Consider the following 16,025-nt stretch of genomic DNA (forward strand, 5'->3'; position numbering starts at 1 on the left):
AGCGGTTAGCGCTTAGTCGTCTATACGTGGTGTCATCACACTGCTGATTTTGTCATCTAGCTCTAAATTTAAGCTGGCGGCAACAACATCCAAGTTTTTCTCAAGAAAGCGCGCTGCTGAGTTTTCGCTAGTGTACTCGACGGCGGGTTCTAGTGGCTTGCTGCCGTTAGTCTGGTTGTAGGCTAAGACCATCGGCTCAGTAACTGCGACATTGGGTTCTGCGGCAATTGCTGTGGCACTGGCAACCAAGATAAGGACTGCGCTGATAGTTTTGTTCATGTGAGTTACTCCTCTCAATATGGGCATGTTTGGCCCTGCACAAGATAAAAGGTTACCTTGTGTTACGTAAGGTAACACAACAGAAAAAGAAGTCTGCTTAATTTTTGTTAATTTCCCGTTAATGTGGCAAATTGCCAAGTTTTAGTGACTGTGGGGTTGAGAAAATCAGTAACACATCTCCGATTTAGATTGGTTAATGATGCTGGTGCTGGTGCTGGTGCGGGTCGTGGTACACTGCCGACTCCCAATTATCGACGTGCCAATTCGCTCCCATGACAGCAATAAAGCCCCTTGTTTTAGTAGATGGTTCCTCTTATTTGTACCGTGCTTTCCATGCCCTGCCGCCGCTAAATAACTCAACGGGGCAGCCTACCGGTGCAATTAAGGGCGTCATCAATATGCTGCGCCGTTTAAAAAAGGACTATCCCGGCAGTCCGATTGCAGTGATATTCGACGCCAAGGGCAAAACCTTCCGTGACGATATGTACCCGCAATACAAAGCGCAACGCCCGCCCATGCCTGATGATTTACGCAGCCAGATTCAGCCGATTAACGACATTGTTGACGCAATGGGCTTGCCGCGATTGGTTATTGAAGGTGTTGAGGCCGATGACGTGATTGGGACTTTGGCGGCTCAGGCGGGAAAGGAGCGCCCGGTATTGGTATCTACCGGTGACAAGGATATGGCTCAGCTGGTAAATGAGCATGTAACCCTAGTCAACACCATGACCGATACCGTGATGGATATCGCGGGTGTGAATGAGAAGTTCGGAATTCCACCAGAGTTAATTATCGACTTTTTGGCGCTAATGGGCGACAAAGTCGACAATATCCCCGGTGTTGCTGGCGTGGGGGAGAAAACTGCACTGGCCTTGTTACAGGCATTGGGCGGCTTAGATGATATCTATAAAAATCTCGACAAGGTGCCGGATTTACCGATACGCGGCGCCAAAGGGATTGCGAAAAAACTAACGGATAACCACGAGCAAGCCATGCTGTCTTATGCTTTGGCGACGATCAAATGTGATGTGCCCTTAGAGGTGTCGGTAGCAGATTTATTGCCTACGGAGCCTGATAATGCGCGTTTATTAAGCCTGTTTACGGAGCTTGAGTTTAAAGGTTGGGTTGACGAAATAAGTCGGGCTGATCGTGCGGAGTCTTTGGTTCAGGCGGTGCCGCTGGCGCAAGATGACGACGCGCCTAGCGACAATGAAAGCGCAGCGCCGTTGTTTTCTGGCGAGGCGGACTATCAGCTGATCCTCTCTCAGGCACAGTTGGATGAGTGGTTAAAAAAGTTGCAAGCCGCCCCGCTTTTCGCCTTCGACACCGAAACTACCAGCTTAAATTATATGCAGGCGCGGGTTGTTGGAGTGTCTTTTGCCGTGGAGGCGGGTCAAGCCGCCTATTTACCTTTCGGGCACGATTATTTAGATGCGCCTGATCAGCTCGATGAGTCAGCCGTATTGGCTGCCCTCAAACCGATTCTTGAAGACACCAACAAGCGCAAGCTGGGGCAAAATTTAAAATACGATGCCAATGTACTTGCGAATCACGGCATTACACTGCGCGGCATTGCTGAAGACACCATGTTGGAGTCCTATGTGTTGGACTCCGTGGGCAGTCGCCACGATATGGATTCTTTGGCCTTAAAATATTTAGATCACACCACGATCCACTTTGAAGATATTGCCGGTAAAGGCGCAAAGCAAATAACGTTTAATCAGATTGCTTTGGAGCAGGCTGGGCCCTATGCCGCCGAAGATGCTGATATTACCTTGCGGCTACATCAAGCCATGTCACCACAACTTGAAGCAAGTTCGGCGCTGATGTCGGTTTATCGCGACATTGAGCTGCCATTGGTGCCAGTCTTGTCTCGTATTGAGCGCAATGGCGCGCTGGTGAGTCGCGACTTATTGAGAGTTCAGAGTCACGAGCTGGGTTTGAAAATGCAGGCTCTAGAAAGCGAGGCCTATGAGTTGGCGGGGGGCGAGTTTAATTTGGCGTCGCCAAAGCAGTTGGGCGAAATCCTGTTTGAGCGTTTGCAAATCCCTGTTATTAAAAAGACCCCGAAGGGTGCGCCCTCCACTGCGGAAGAAGTGTTGGCTGAGCTTGCGCATGACTACCCCCTTCCCAAGGTCATTCTTGAGCATCGTGGCATGGCAAAGCTCAAATCCACCTACACCGACAAATTGCCGCTGCTGATTGCCCCCGCTACAGGTCGCATACACACTTCATATCATCAGGCCGTAGCGGCTACCGGACGTTTGTCGTCCTCTGATCCAAATTTACAGAATATTCCAATTCGCAGTGCTGAGGGGCGAAGGATTCGTCAGGCTTTTATTGCGCCAGAGGGCTATATCATTCTAGCGGCAGATTACTCTCAAATTGAGTTGCGTATTATGGCGCATTTGTCGGGAGATCGCGGTTTAATCGACGCATTTGCCGCAGGTGAGGATATTCACAAGGCCACCGCCGCAGAGGTGTTTGGGGTTGCCCTAGATCAAGTGAGCGATGATCAGCGCCGTAACGCCAAAGCCATTAATTTCGGCTTAATTTATGGTATGTCTGCCTTTGGCCTTGCGCGGCAGCTACATATTGGTCGTAAAGAGGCGCAGGAATACATCGATCTGTATTTTGAGCGCTACCCTGGGGTGCTGCGCTATATGGACGAAACGCGTATGTTGGCGTCGGAAAAGGGCTATGTAGAAACCCTGTTCGGCCGACGTTTATACCTGCCCGAAATTAATGCCAGCAACGGTATGCGCCGTCAGGCAGCGGAGCGAACTGCGATTAACGCGCCAATGCAGGGCAGCGCGGCGGATATTATTAAGCGTGCGATGATTTCAGTAGACCGCTACCTTAGCGACAGTGGGGTTGACGCAAAAATGATTATGCAGGTGCATGACGAATTGGTCTTAGAGGTATCCCCTGCGGCATTAGACACAGTGAAGAAAGACGTTGTGGCGCTAATGATGGCGGCTGCGGATTTATCGGTGCCATTAGAGGTGGGGGTAGGCACTGGCGCGAATTGGGATGAGGCACACTGATTTGCATAATCGCAAATCTGCGTCTACTTTTAATAGGCTGTTGCTCTTAAATGTATGTAACAGCCCCGCGTTAGGAGACTTGTCTCCCCCTGACTCCTGAGGAGTAGGATTGCCCGGTGAGTTCAGCGCGCCGGGCCTTTTTGCGTCACTTCTTTTTAAGTTTCACCATTGCTTTCCAATCCATCGGTATCAGCGCTTATCACTTCATCAAATGCTCGTGTGTCTAGCCACTGATCTAGTTGGTTGCGCAGATCTTGCAAGCCGTCGCCGTTGTGGGCAGAAAATAATTGCACACTAATTAAATCTCCATATTCCACTAGATCTTTACGCACTGACAGCAAGGTTGCCTGCGCTGGCCCGCGTTTGAGCTTGTCAGATTTAGTGAGCAAGATGTGCATGGGCATGGCGCTTTTGGTGGCCCAGCCCACCATTTGGCGGTCGAATTCTGTGAGCGGATGGCGAATGTCCATCATCAGTACCATGCCACGCAGCGACTCGCGCTTTTGCAGATAGGCTTCAAGATTACGTTGCCACTCGTTTTTTACCGCCAAGGGGACTTTGGCAAAGCCATAGCCCGGTAGGTCGACGAGTCGTTGCCGGCCGGTTTCATCTAAGACGAAAAAATTTAATAATTGCGTTCGCCCAGGTGTTTTACTGGTTTTGGCTAGTTTTTTGTTCTCGGTCAAGCGATTGATTGCGCTGGATTTTCCCGCATTTGAACGGCCGGCAAAGGCAACCTCAGCCCCAGAGTCATCTGGGCAGTGCATGAGGCCGGGTGAGCTTTTTAAATAGCTGGCGCGACGGTAGTTAAGCGTGGGCGAAGAATCCATAATATGTCCGAGAAAATTGCTAATGCAGGGGCATATTAGGGCAATAATTGGCCCCCATGCCGACTAGTTGTGTATAATGCCGCAGTTTTTGTGCGGGGTCACTTTAGCTACTAAATAGCCCCCTGCTTTCTGAAAAGCGGTGTTTGCTTACTGAAATTTGGAGACGTAGATCATGTGTAAATGGTTAGTAGCGGCACTGTTTTTGGTATCTAGTGTATTCGCAGTTGCCGCCGAGCAGGCGATTGTAGATCGTTATCAGGCATCCTGCTATGCCTGCCACGGATTTGGTGCGAACGGTGCGCCAAAAACGGGTGTTGCGGCAGATTGGGCGCCGCGCATGGAAAAAGGTATGGAAACCCTAGTGAAACATGCTGATGAAGGTTTTAATACAATGCCGCCAAAGGGCTTGTGCTTCAGCTGCAGCGCTGACGAATTTAAAGCATTGATTGAGTATATGGCGACGCCAAAATCTTAAGCTGTGCATGACAGAATTATCTTGATTAAAGAGTGTGTGACAATGAATAAACCACTACTAGTAATGATTGCCTCATTAATGTTTGCCGGTTCTGCTATGGCATTAGAGGGTAATGCCTCAGCCGGTAAAGCAAAGGCAGCACCTTGTGCAGCTTGCCATGGTGCTGACGGCAATAGCGCAGCACCAACCTTCCCCAAACTAGCGGGGCAAGGCGAACGCTATTTGGCCAAGCAAATTCATGACATTAAATCTGGTGAGCGTCCTGTGCCAATGATGGCTGGACAGACCGACAATTTGTCAGACCAAGACATTGCCGATATTGCCGCGTTTTACGCGAGTAAAGCCGGCAGCACTGGCCAGACCGATCCTGCATTGCTAGAAAAAGGCGCGGCTATTTACCGCGGTGGTATTGCTGACCGTAGCGTGCCAGCTTGTGCAGCGTGTCACTCACCTACTGGACGTGGTATGGCGGCGGCTGGTTTCCCTGCGTTGACTGGTCAGCATGCGGATTACACGATTGCTCAGTTGAAAGCTTTCCGTGCTGCGGCCGATGGCCGTGAAGGACGTGAAAATGATGGTGATACCCAAATTATGCGTTCAATTGCCTTTAAAATGAGCGATTCTGAAATTGAAGCGGTAGCAAGCTTCATTCAAGGTTTGCATCAATAAGAGCAAACAGATAAAAAAAGGCGGCTTAGGCCGCTTTTTTTATTGCTGTAAGATGGTGGCATGTCGGAATCATTGGGTTTTAATATGGTCTCAGACAACTTATAACAATTTTATTAATATTTCTTTGCCATTCTCCAGAGTGTGACTGGTAAGACGTTTTTAAATGAGGGGGCTTCATGTTTAAGAAAATGTTCTCACTGGCGACGGTATTCAGCTTTTTGTTATTGGTGTCTGCCTGCAGCGACGGCGCAGAGCCTGCGGCTGCCAAGGTCGTGCCGCCAGCGGCAAGCGCCGCCCAAACCCAAGCTCAGCCGACGGATGCTGGTGACAAAGGCGAGCGCTTTATTCGTATTGCCCAGCCGGTAAGAACAAGCAATCCAGATAAAATAGAAGTGGTAGAAGTGTTTTGGTACGGCTGCAGCCACTGTTTTCATTTTGACCCCATGTTAGAAGCGTGGAATAAGCAGCTGCCTGCAGATGTTGATTTTCATCGCTCCCCTGCCATGTGGAATGACTTGATGGTGGTGCATGCCAAGGCCTACTACGCGGCGTTGACCTTAGGTGTGTTAGATAAGGTGCACGAGCCTATTTTTAATGCCATCAATGTTGATCGCAATATGTTGAAGGACGCAGATGCGCTGGCGAAATTATTTACCGAGCATGCGGGGATTGATGCGGATACTTTCCGTAAAACCTTCGATTCTTTCGGTGTGAATAGCCAAGTGAAGCAGGCTGATGCGCGGGCTCGTTCTTACGGCATTGCCGGCACACCAGAATTGATCATTAACGGTAAGTATCGAGTAACGGGTCGCTCAGCGGGTGGTCGTGCGGAAATGCTAGAAGTTGCCGAAGAGTTGATCGCTAAAGAGCGTGCAGCAAAATAAGTTCTGGGCGATCTGAATTCGGTCGCCTTCGCTCTTAGATTATTATTCTGCCTTGGTTTTTATCTTCGCGCAGAATATGAGCCAGACATAAAAAGGCCGCTTAGCACATCGCGCTAAGCGGCCTTTTTCGTTTGAAAAACTATGGATTACTCGGGGGGGAGTCCATAGCCTCATTACTTATGCTGGACAACACCTCAGTCGCTAAGGGTTCGTTACGAGTGATTAATGATGGTTGCGCAAATTCACGCTGGCAGAAAGCTAAGCGCTTTGCTGGTGAGGGTTTGTGTATACCCTTGGCCGCAAGACGATCAATTTCTTTTTCTACGGTGCGGCAGCGTGCGGCTAGCCCTGCGTCGTTGGCGATCTGAATATTGAGACCGGGACGGGCATTTAACTCTAGCATGAGTGGGCCGCGGTCCTTATCTAGCACCATATCTACACCCAAGTAACCCAAGCCTGTAAGCTCATAGCAACGGGTGGCTAGCGACATAAATTCGTCCCAGAACGGCAGTTGTACGCCGCGTACCGGATTGGTGGTGTCTGGGTGGCTGTTAATGAATTTGTTCAGCCACGTGCCGTCTAGGGTGATGCCTGTAGCCAAATCAACACCAACACCGATTGCGCCTTGGTGAAGGTTGGCCTTGCCGCCGGACTGCCGCGTAGGTAGGCGCAGCATCGCGAGTAAGGGGTAGCCTTTCAAAACGATAATACGAATATCCGGCACGCCTTCGTAGCTGATGGCGCTAAAGATGGGGTCGGGGGTAACCCTAAATTCAATTAGTGCGCGGTCGCGGTGACCGCCCAGCGAGTAGATACCAGATAAAATGCCAGACAGGTGAAACTCAAGGTCATCGCGGCTTAGTAAGCGACCAGACGTTGTGCGGTAATAACCTTCGAACTGATCGGCAATCACAACAATACCGTCCCCACCCGCACCTTGAGCGGGCTTAATCACAAAGTCGCGGTGGTCTTTTACAATCTCAGAGAGTTTGCTGATTTGCTTGTCGGAGTCTATAACCCCATACATGGGTGGTACATGAATACCGGCTTGCACCGCGCGCTCTTTGGTTTTAATTTTGTCATCGACCAGCGGGTATAAATGGCGTTGGTTATAGCGCAACACAAAATCTGCATTGCGCTGGTTAATACCCATCACCCCTTTTTTACGTAGGTCTTTCCACGTGCTGAATAAGGACATGTTATTTGCCTTTAATCATGGCGTTAAAGCGGAATAGTTCGGTTAGGCGATAGCCTCGGTAGTGGCCTAGTGCCAGCATCAGCGACATAAACACCAGTAACATGCCTGGGAAGGTGAACACGAAATAGGCCCAGGGCTCGTAGGTCATCATTAAGTGCGACAGCGTCGCAGCGATAAGGGTGCCGATGCCCACTTTGCCGGCATGAACGCCACCGCGCTCCTCCCAAACAATCGACATACGCTCAATCGACATGGTCAAAATAACCATTGGGAATAAGGCGATAGAGAGGCCGCGATCTAGTCCTAAACGGTGACCAAGTACGCTGATCAGTGCCATGATAATGACCACGAAGGTCAGCACCACAGACAGTCGTGACAGCAATTGTAAGTGCAGATGTTCGAGGTAGGATCGCAGCGACAAGCCGAGCGCGGTAATGAATGTAAATAGAATGACACCCCAGAAAACCTGGGTTTCCCTAAATGCGAGACCAATCAAAACCGGCGTAAAAGTGCCCAGTGTTTCTAAACCGATGACATTGCGCAGCAGCAAAATAAGCATAACGCCAATGGGAATCATAAGAATGATTTCAAAGGTTTGTTGCGATTGAAGTGGCAAATCATACAGCGACAATGCCCACAGTTTATTCTCTTTGCGCTCGGCAATAGACTGCGCGAGCATAATGGAATTCATGGTTCTTTGATTAGCGGTGACTTCAATTTTAAGATTGCGTCCGCCCTCAACAGAGGCCATTGGCTCGTCACCGGTCCACCACACAACGCGATCATTGGGGAGGCCTTGGGTGCCGGTTTCTGGATTGAAATACAACCAGCGTTTGCCGTTGTAGCTGCGCATCCATAATTCCGACACCTGCGCTACGCTGCTAACTAACCGTAGGGTATGAACCCGTTCAACGGGAATATGTGCAGACGACAGTAGCAGTTCAAGAACGCGGGATTTATTGTCCTGTGTGTAGTCATTACCCAGCAGCAAGCGGGAATTGTCGTTGCTGGGTTCGTTAATAAGTTTAATGGCTTCGCGAATAAATGTTTCGATATCGGCAGATTGTTCACGAATAGGCTTGAGAAGTGCTTCTACCGCGACTTTCTCAACACCGATAAGCTCAGGGCTTTCGCTGAATTGTGGCCCAGGCTCAGACTCTGAGAAGCGTGAATTACTGCGCTTGGTGAGCATTAATCGGTAAAACAGTTGTTGGTTGCCGTCAGCGCGTCGAGCAGACCAGACCGCTTGACGATTATCGCCAACAACATCGGTATTCACGCCGTAACTTTTAGAAATAAAACTTTCGTTCAGGGTGATGAATTTGCTCCACACCGGCGGCAGGTACATTTGTACCTTTACGGGGCTATTGTCGCGGGCATTAAAGCTGAGCTTGGCGTCGATCACCCATACCGGTTCGGTGGTTTCTGAGGATACTGGAATATTGAGAACAAAAATCTGCCATGCGGTGCTGGCGACACCAATAAATAATAGTGCCAGCGCCAGTACCCTGACATGCAGTTTTACGCCCTTCATTCTTTTTGCTCCTCGGATTTATCTTGTTTGGCGCAGAGCGTTTTGTCCTGCAGATATTTTTTACTGGGGTCGACTAAGGCATTAAACGCAGATAGCGGCTCCGAGCCAACCAGCATGGGCTTGGAAAACTGTCTGCGGTCGGCCAAATTCACTTCTACTTTATGGGATTCACCGCCAACACAAAGGGTGAGCTCTAGCACGGGACGGCGGCTGTAGTCCTTTTCGTCTTCATCGTAATCAGATGCGCGGCGCTTTATACGAATATGTTTGCTAAGCGGCAGGCTCACCGATTTAAGGGTGTCGTCGGGCAATACTAAATCGAAGTGCACAATGTCATCAGCACCGTCTTTGCCCTTTTCTACCTGTGAGTTTATCGCATTGATAGAGGCACTTTCTGCGCCGGTATCAATTTTCGCCTTGTAGCGAACACCTAGTTCTTCGATATAAACGTATTCGCTTAAGCCAAATATTTTATGAGAGCCTTCATCGGCGTAACTAGCTGTGGTGAATAAAAGGGTGTTGGTCAGTAGTAGCGTAAAGAAAACAAATCGCACGGTCTCTCCTTTTCATCTTATTGTGCCCCCAAGTGCCTATATAGAATAGATCAGGCTGGCTAGTGTTAGCCAGTGCAGTATAGCTGCAGAGCATTAAATATGTCTGAGTGGGCTTAGTCTCTTATTTGTTGAAAAAGTGCGAGGGTAATATTCCTACTTTCTTTATGATCGACAATCGGGGGTGGATAGCCCGCCGTGGCGGGTACTTGGTGTAGTTGCTTGCCCTGTAGGCCCTTTAACTCTGGTACAAAGCGCAATATGAATTGACCCTCGGGATCAAAACGTAGGCCTTGGGTGGTGGGATTGAAAATTCGAAAATACGGCGCTGCGTCGGTGCCGGTAGAGGCGGCCCACTGCCAGCCGCCGTTATTTGAGGCGAAATCGGCATCGATGAGGTGTTCTAGAAAGTGCCGCTCGCCCCAGCGCCAGTCGATGTGTAGATCTTTGCAGAGAAAAGATGCGGTGATCATTCGCAGTCGATTGTGCATCCAGCCGGTTTCTTTAAGCTGGCGCATTGCCGCGTCAACAATGGGGTAGCCGGTTTGTCCTTCACACCAAGCCTCAAATAGCGCGGGCTTATTGGGCCATGGAATCGCGTCGGTGTAGCTTTGAAAAGCTCGCCCTTTTACAACACGGGGAAAATGAAAGGCAACGTGGCGGTAAAATTCTCGCCACAGCAGCTCGTTTAGCCATGTTCCAGCATCGCTTTTGGCATCCCATATGTCTTCTCCGCATTCTTGCTGCAGACGGGCTAGGCATTGGCGCGGGCTTATTAAGCCGAGCGACAGGGCTGCAGAAAGTCGAGAGGTGCTGTCTAGTGCGGGAAAATCACGGTGTTTTTGATAATCGCCCGCCCGCTCGGCACAAAACTGCCGTAGTTGCTGTAGCACGCCTTCCTCATCTGCAGGCCATGCGCTGGAGTCCTTCTCATCGCCAAAGATCGGGCATGGTGTAAATGCACTTGCTGTGATGGGCGTTTTAACGGGCGGTCGACGCATTACCCTGGGAAGCTGGGAGGCGAGTAGGTCGCGGCAGCGCCTAGAAAAGGGTGTGAAGACTTTATAGGGTGTGCCGTCAGATTTGCTCAGGGCGAGTGGGCTGATAAAGCTATCGTCAATAAGATGCAGCGGTATGTCTAATTGCTTGGCGCAGCGCTCATCGCGGTCAATTTCATCCACTAGCCACTCGCGGTGAGCGTAAACAGCACTTATGTCGTGTTTGCTGCAATAATTCTGCAAGTGGCTGGGGGTGTGTTTAAAGTGCTCGGCCTCGACAATATCTAAGGGAATACCAAGGCTAGATAGTTGGCGCTGCAATTCATCTAAGGCGCGGCGTAAAAAATGTCGTCGAATGGGCGCAATGCCGTGCTCGTTTAATTGTTGTGGACATAAAAAATAGACTGCGCGCAACGACGCATGGTTTTTGCTGGCGCTACATAGTGCGGGGTGATCGAGACTGCGCAAATCGTTGCGAAACCAAATAAGCCCAGTCATTGCTTATAAACCGATACGCAGTTTGAGGTCGCGCGGGTAAGGCGTAAAGTAGTATTGGTCTAGTAAGTAATCGATCTGATATTTTTTCAGAAACATGCTGAGCATTTCTAGCGGTACTAATAGGGGCAGCATGCCGGCGGCATACTCTTTAATTACGTCGCTGAGTTGAGCTTTATCACTAGAATCTAAATGATCTTTGAAGAAGCCTTGAATGTGCATCAGCGTATTGGTGTGGTTTTTAATGGTGGCGGGCTGACGAATGGCCTGCATAAACTTTTGAATATAGCGGTCTGCCATATCATTCAGATCGCCAGACTCAGCAACTATGGGGCCTAGTTCGCGGTAAAGCGGTTGATTGTGCGCGAGCAGTAAAAACTTGTGACGACGGTGAAAGTCTTGCAAGCGCTTGGCACTTAGCCCTTCGGCCATCATTGTTTGCCAGCGAGAATAGGCCACGACGCGCAGCACAAAATTTTCACGCAAATGCACATCATTTAGACGGCCATTTTCTTCTACTGGCAGCAAAGGCTGGGCGTCCATCAATTGCTTAGCAAACAGCCCGACACCGATTTTGCCGAGGCCCGCGCCTTCCTCCGAATACACCGGCACCCGCTCCATGCCACAGCTGGGCGATTTCGCACATAGAATATAACCACTGATGTAGTCGAGTGTCGCCGCCGTGTCGCGGGCGAACACCGTCATTTTTTCGGTCACATCTAGGCTGCTGTCAGTACTGCCAAGCAAGCGTGGACTGTCGGCGTCGCCGACTAAGCGTATCGTAGGTCTTGGTACGCCCATGCCAATCGCTTGTTCGGGGCAGATTTTGATAAAGTCGAAGTGCCGCGATAACTCCTCAGAGGCAAAAGGAAGCCGCTTGTGGCCGCCATCGTAACGCACCTGATCGCCCAGCAGGCAGGCGCTTATACCAATGCGAATTGACGGGGTGTCACTCATAGCTTGATAAGTCCTTGCTCATAAATTTAGTTTGGCTATTACGAGCTTAGCCTATTGCCAGATCAGTGTGGGGCCAAGAGTGATGTTTTTATCGGTTTATCAACAAAGTTTGTGATTACTCACGTTGTCCCGAAAGGAATAAAATTAGCTGGGTAAATTCCTCGTCGCTGCAAGCGATGCACATGCCCTTGGGTGGCATGCTGTTAATGCCGTGAATCGTATTATGGAGTAGTACGTCCATGCCCTTTTGCAATCGCGGCGCCCAATCTGCGATATTGCCGCTACGCGGCGCGCCAGCAGCTCCGGAGCTATGGCAGCCGTAGCAGCTTTGAATATAGAGTGATTTTAATGCGGAGTCGCTCGGCATACGGCTACGGGGGGTACTCGCAACGCTTTGGCTCGCACCGTTGCCTGCCTTTGATGACGGGTCTGGGCTGGGCCCGCAGGCCGAAAGGCCAAGGAGTATAGTGGTGGATAATAAAATATTGAGTATTCGATATTGAAAACGCATAAACGTGTCCGGCTAAAGTCGATAAAGCCCAAAGTTTACGCGTGAACCCGTTGCCTTGTCTCTTTGCTTTACACCGCCGCCGCGTCTTTGCGTGCGAGCAGCTTAATCGTGGGTTTTAAATTGGGCCGGAAATTAATTTTTCGAAAATGATGGGCCTCTAGCAGCTTAGCCAGCGAGGGCTTTGAAAAGTACAGCAGATGCTCCGGCGGTCGCACGGCGGTCCATTCCAGCAGGTTTTGTTGAACAGAGAAGTGCGCGATGTCGGGGGTGGTTAAAAACAGCACACCGTTTTCATTGAGCAAAGTGTAAAGCGCACTCACAAAGCTATGTGGCTCCGATAGATGCTCTATCACTTCGCAGCAATAAATTATATCGAAGCGTTCGGTGCTGGCCGCCAGGTCTTGGGCGCTAACTGTTCTGAAATCGCCCATCGGGTACTCCTGGCGGGCAAACCTTATACTCGCTTCATCTAAATCGATACCGCAGGCCTCTAAGCCCAAGCTGCGGGCGGCTTCTACTGCAAAACCGGCGTTGCAGCCAACATCCAAAAATTTACTACCTTTGGTGAGACGCTTTAAAGACCAGATGCGTTTCTTTGCTCGGCGCTGCTTAGATTTTAACTTGCGGGTGTACTGCGGGGTTTTGTGATAATCCTGATAGTAGCAGATTAGCTCATCTGCGGCGGGCATGGGGTGAACATGAAGTAGGCTGCAGTTGGCGCAGCGGTGTAACTTGTGTCCGTTTTTGCTGCCCACTAAACTTGATTCGGTGCTGTGGCAGGTGGGGCACTCCATTCGTAATTCCTAATCTGGCAGCCTTGCTGGCTCGGTGATTAGTCTGCCAATGTACAGGTTGAATGTGGCGCTTATATGACGGCGGCGATTTAAACTTCTTTATTGTCAAAGCCGAAGGTTCGATTCTCCTCCTCACTTTGGCGGTCAATTGCGCCAACATCCAATAGCGGTGCGGCGTCTATATGCTGGGCGTCCATCATGTGGGCGACACGTTGGAGAGCGCTGATGATTTGCGTTTGCTCCCAGTCCTGTAAATCGCTGAATTGGCGAATAAAGTAATCTTGTAGTGGCATGGGGGCATTGCGAATTAATTCGTTGCCGGCATCAGTAAGGCAGGCGTAGACCTTGCGTTTATCTTGCTGTGAGCGCTCCCGCATCACCAATCCGCGTTTTTCTAGACGATCCAAAATGCTGGTGACAGTTGCTTGGCTAAGGCTAATTTGGTGGGCGACATCGCTAATAATCGCGTCGCCTTGGTCGCGCAGGGTTTGCAGAATCAGCATTTGCGGGGCGGTAAGGCCGGCGGTCTTCATTAGATGCTTTGAGTGCAAATCAATGGCGCGGGTCACTCGCCGCAGCGAGATTAATACTTCGTCAATTCGATTCATTTCAATTTTCTTAGATTCCTTTAGCGGCCCAATGGTAGCGGCTTGGCGCCAGTTTTGCACCAGATAAACTACGTTGTTGTCAATACCTAAACTTGAAGTTACTAAGATAAATCGCGTATAATGCTTCGTGTACTAAGTAATTAATCAGGAGGTTGAGTTCACAATTTAGTGATTAAATAAGATATAAAGCGATAATTACGGTACTTTATATACTATTTGCTTATTAAATTAGAATGAACACAAATAAATTGTGTTGAAATCAAATAGCGCGATGCACGCCGACGCTGCCACGCTTCGTTTTCGCCAACCAACGGCGGAAGATGGCTATGCCCTAAATCAATTAGTGGCGGCCAGTCCCCCACTAGATACCAATTCTGTTTACTGCAATCTACTGCAGTGCACCCACTTTGCCGCGACCTCGGTTGCTGTAGAAGAAGATGGTCGTTTGGTTGGTTTTATATCAGCCCACCGCCCACCAGAAAAAAGTGACACGGTGTTTGTATGGCAGGTAGTTGTAGATAAATCTCAGCGTGGCCGTGGTTTGGCAAAAAGAATGCTGAAGGAAATTGTAAAGCGCCCTGCCTGTGCGGGAGTGAGCTTTTTAGAAACCACAATTACCCCAGACAACGAGGCCTCTTGGGCGCTGTTTCGCAGCTTTGCCAGAGACCTAGACACCGAATTGAATCACGACATTTGGTTTGAAAAAGACGCCCATTTTGGGGGCCAGCACGACAGCGAAGCGTTGCTGCGAATAGGTCCATTTTCTGCGCGAAAATAGCCATAAGGCTGGCGTCGTAGAAACAAATTTAACTTAGTAAGGGATACTAGGAGGAGTGAATATGACTATCTTTGACAGGCTCGAATCAGAAGTACAATCTTATGCCCGATCTTTCCCCGTGACCTTTGATAAGGCGCAGGGTGAGCATTTGTACGACACCAACGGCAAGCAATACATCGACTTTCTCGCCGGTGCCGGCACACTTAATTACGGGCATAACAACCCAGTACTAAAGCAGGCGCTTGTCGATTACATCATGCGCGACGGCATCACCCACGGCCTAGATATGCATACTTTGGCGAAAGGTGATTTCTTACAGGCGTTCAATGAACATATATTGGCGCCGCGCGATATGGAATATACCTTCCAGTTTACCGGCCCTACCGGCACAAATGCGGTAGAAGCCGCGCTGAAATTAGCGCGTAAAGTGACGGGTCGTACGTCGATAGTTTCGTTTACCAATGGTTTTCACGGCGTGACTCTTGGCGCGGTTGCGGCAACGGGCAATAGCCATCATCGCGGTGGTGCAGGTGTTGCACTGGGCGATGTAAACCGCATGCCCTATTGCGGTTACTACGGTCGTGATGCCGACAGTCTTAAAATGATGGATAAATTATTGTCAGATCCGTCATCTGGTGTTGATCTTCCTGCGGCTATGATTGTTGAGCCAGTGCAGGGCGAGGGTGGCTTAAACGTTGCCAATAATGATTGGTTGCGCGGCCTAGAAAAGCTGTGTCGTAAACACGATATCTTATTAATTGTTGATGATATTCAAGCGGGTTGTGGTCGAACTGGCACCTTCTTTAGCTTCGAAACCAGCGGCATTAAGCCAGACATTATCACCATGTCAAAATCATTAAGTGGTTATGGCCTGCCCTTTGCGATTGTATTATTGCGCCCCGATTTAGATGTATGGGAGCCGGGTGAGCATAACGGCACCTTCCGTGGTAATAACCACGCGTTCATCACTGCTGCGGCGGCTATTCGCCACTACTGGACTGATGAGAAATTTGCAGCCGAGATTGTTGAGAAATCAGCCATCGTTAGCCACCGCTTCAAGAAAATATCTGACCGCTATGGCGTGACAAAATTACAGCCTAAAGGCCGGGGCATGATGCAAGGCTTGGCATGTGCCGATGGCGAAACCGCCGATGAGATTGGTCGTGCCTGCTTTGAGCGGGGGCTGATTATTGAAACCTGTGGTAATCGCGGCCAGGTCGTTAAAGTCTTTTGCCCACTCACTATTGAGAAGGCTGAGTTAATGCGCGGCCTAGATATTCTCACCGACGCTATTGCTGAAGTATTAAGCGAAACGGTCGAAAAAAAAGCCTCTTGAATGAATGAGTAAAGCGCTTCTTCTGCAGGATACATTCTGTGGAAGAGGCGCTTATTAACGGTTTGTTTATGCCGCCCCTGC

16 protein-coding genes are annotated in these 16,025 nt (G+C 49.8%); 6 read left to right on the top strand and 10 right to left on the bottom strand.

Annotated elements, in window-relative coordinates; genetic code table 11:
* Positions 1-12: 12 nt before the first annotated feature.
* Positions 13-279 carry a hypothetical protein gene (locus GVJ32_RS12650; protein WP_159240468.1) on the bottom strand — a complete coding sequence of 89 codons (267 nt, stop codon included), beginning with the start codon at positions 277-279 and terminating at the stop codon, positions 13-15.
* 272 nt (positions 280-551) lie between these two features.
* Between GVJ32_RS12650 and polA the strand changes: the two genes are divergently transcribed.
* Positions 552-3,326: a DNA polymerase I gene (gene polA / locus GVJ32_RS12655; protein ID WP_159240469.1), complete on the top strand. Its 2,775-nt coding sequence runs from the start codon at positions 552-554 to the stop codon at positions 3,324-3,326.
* 155 nt (positions 3,327-3,481) lie between these two features.
* Here polA and yihA read toward each other — a convergent pair whose 3' ends face one another.
* On the bottom strand, positions 3,482-4,156 hold the full coding sequence (yihA, locus tag GVJ32_RS12660; RefSeq protein WP_159240470.1) for a ribosome biogenesis GTP-binding protein YihA/YsxC: 675 nt from the start codon (positions 4,154-4,156) through the stop codon (positions 3,482-3,484).
* A gap of 172 nt (positions 4,157-4,328) precedes the next feature.
* Here yihA and GVJ32_RS12665 point away from each other — a divergent pair, with 172 nt between their 5' ends.
* From GVJ32_RS12665 to GVJ32_RS12675, 3 genes are all read left to right on the top strand, one after another.
* The gene (locus GVJ32_RS12665; RefSeq protein WP_159240471.1) at positions 4,329-4,631 is read left to right on the top strand and encodes a c-type cytochrome; all 303 of its coding nucleotides are present in this window, start codon (positions 4,329-4,331) and stop codon (positions 4,629-4,631) included.
* A gap of 42 nt (positions 4,632-4,673) precedes the next feature.
* Positions 4,674-5,300, top strand: a complete 627-nt coding sequence (locus tag GVJ32_RS12670) for a c-type cytochrome (RefSeq protein WP_159240472.1) — start codon at positions 4,674-4,676, stop codon at positions 5,298-5,300.
* A 176-nt stretch (positions 5,301-5,476) separates the two neighbouring features.
* A complete protein-coding gene (locus GVJ32_RS12675) occupies positions 5,477-6,184 on the top strand; it encodes a thiol:disulfide interchange protein DsbA/DsbL (protein WP_159240473.1) in 708 nt (235 codons plus the stop codon).
* A gap of 139 nt (positions 6,185-6,323) precedes the next feature.
* Here the strand turns inward: GVJ32_RS12675 and GVJ32_RS12680 are convergent, their stop codons facing one another.
* The 8 genes from GVJ32_RS12680 to GVJ32_RS12715 form a co-directional block, all read right to left on the bottom strand.
* Positions 6,324-7,382 carry an alpha-L-glutamate ligase-like protein gene (locus GVJ32_RS12680; protein ID WP_159240474.1) on the bottom strand — a complete coding sequence of 353 codons (1,059 nt, stop codon included), beginning with the start codon at positions 7,380-7,382 and terminating at the stop codon, positions 6,324-6,326.
* A 1-nt stretch (position 7,383) separates the two neighbouring features.
* A complete protein-coding gene (locus GVJ32_RS12685; protein WP_159240475.1) occupies positions 7,384-8,916 on the bottom strand; it encodes an inactive transglutaminase family protein in 1,533 nt (510 codons plus the stop codon).
* Positions 8,913-9,470: an ATP-dependent zinc protease family protein gene (locus tag GVJ32_RS12690; protein WP_159240476.1), complete on the bottom strand. Its 558-nt coding sequence runs from the start codon at positions 9,468-9,470 to the stop codon at positions 8,913-8,915. The genes GVJ32_RS12685 and GVJ32_RS12690 overlap by 4 nt, the downstream gene beginning before the upstream one ends.
* Before the next feature lie 113 nt (positions 9,471-9,583).
* The gene (phrB, locus tag GVJ32_RS12695; protein ID WP_159240477.1) at positions 9,584-10,963 is read right to left on the bottom strand and encodes a deoxyribodipyrimidine photo-lyase; all 1,380 of its coding nucleotides are present in this window, start codon (positions 10,961-10,963) and stop codon (positions 9,584-9,586) included.
* A gap of 3 nt (positions 10,964-10,966) precedes the next feature.
* Positions 10,967-11,917 (bottom strand): YbgA family protein, encoded by a 951-nt coding sequence (locus GVJ32_RS12700; RefSeq protein ID WP_159240478.1) that lies wholly within the window; start codon positions 11,915-11,917, stop codon positions 10,967-10,969.
* Positions 11,918-12,032: 115 nt separating this feature from the next.
* Entirely contained in the window at positions 12,033-12,428 is a 396-nt protein-coding gene (locus tag GVJ32_RS18365; RefSeq protein WP_159240479.1) for a c-type cytochrome, read from the bottom strand.
* Between the two features lie 68 nt (positions 12,429-12,496).
* The gene (locus GVJ32_RS12710) at positions 12,497-13,222 is read right to left on the bottom strand and encodes a class I SAM-dependent methyltransferase (protein WP_159240480.1); all 726 of its coding nucleotides are present in this window, start codon (positions 13,220-13,222) and stop codon (positions 12,497-12,499) included.
* Positions 13,223-13,311: 89 nt separating this feature from the next.
* A complete protein-coding gene (locus tag GVJ32_RS12715) occupies positions 13,312-13,830 on the bottom strand; it encodes a MarR family winged helix-turn-helix transcriptional regulator (RefSeq protein WP_159240481.1) in 519 nt (172 codons plus the stop codon).
* 250 nt (positions 13,831-14,080) lie between these two features.
* Between GVJ32_RS12715 and ectA the strand changes: the two genes are divergently transcribed.
* Positions 14,081-14,608 carry a diaminobutyrate acetyltransferase gene (ectA, locus tag GVJ32_RS12720; RefSeq protein WP_235035130.1) on the top strand — a complete coding sequence of 176 codons (528 nt, stop codon included), beginning with the start codon at positions 14,081-14,083 and terminating at the stop codon, positions 14,606-14,608.
* Positions 14,609-14,669: 61 nt separating this feature from the next.
* On the top strand, positions 14,670-15,944 hold the full coding sequence (gene ectB, locus GVJ32_RS12725) for a diaminobutyrate--2-oxoglutarate transaminase (protein ID WP_159240482.1): 1,275 nt from the start codon (positions 14,670-14,672) through the stop codon (positions 15,942-15,944).
* The last annotated feature ends 81 nt before the right edge of the window (positions 15,945-16,025 follow it).

Source organism: Zhongshania aliphaticivorans (genome assembly GCF_902705855.1).
Lineage (GTDB): Bacteria > Pseudomonadota > Gammaproteobacteria > Pseudomonadales > Spongiibacteraceae > Spongiibacter > Spongiibacter aliphaticivorans_B.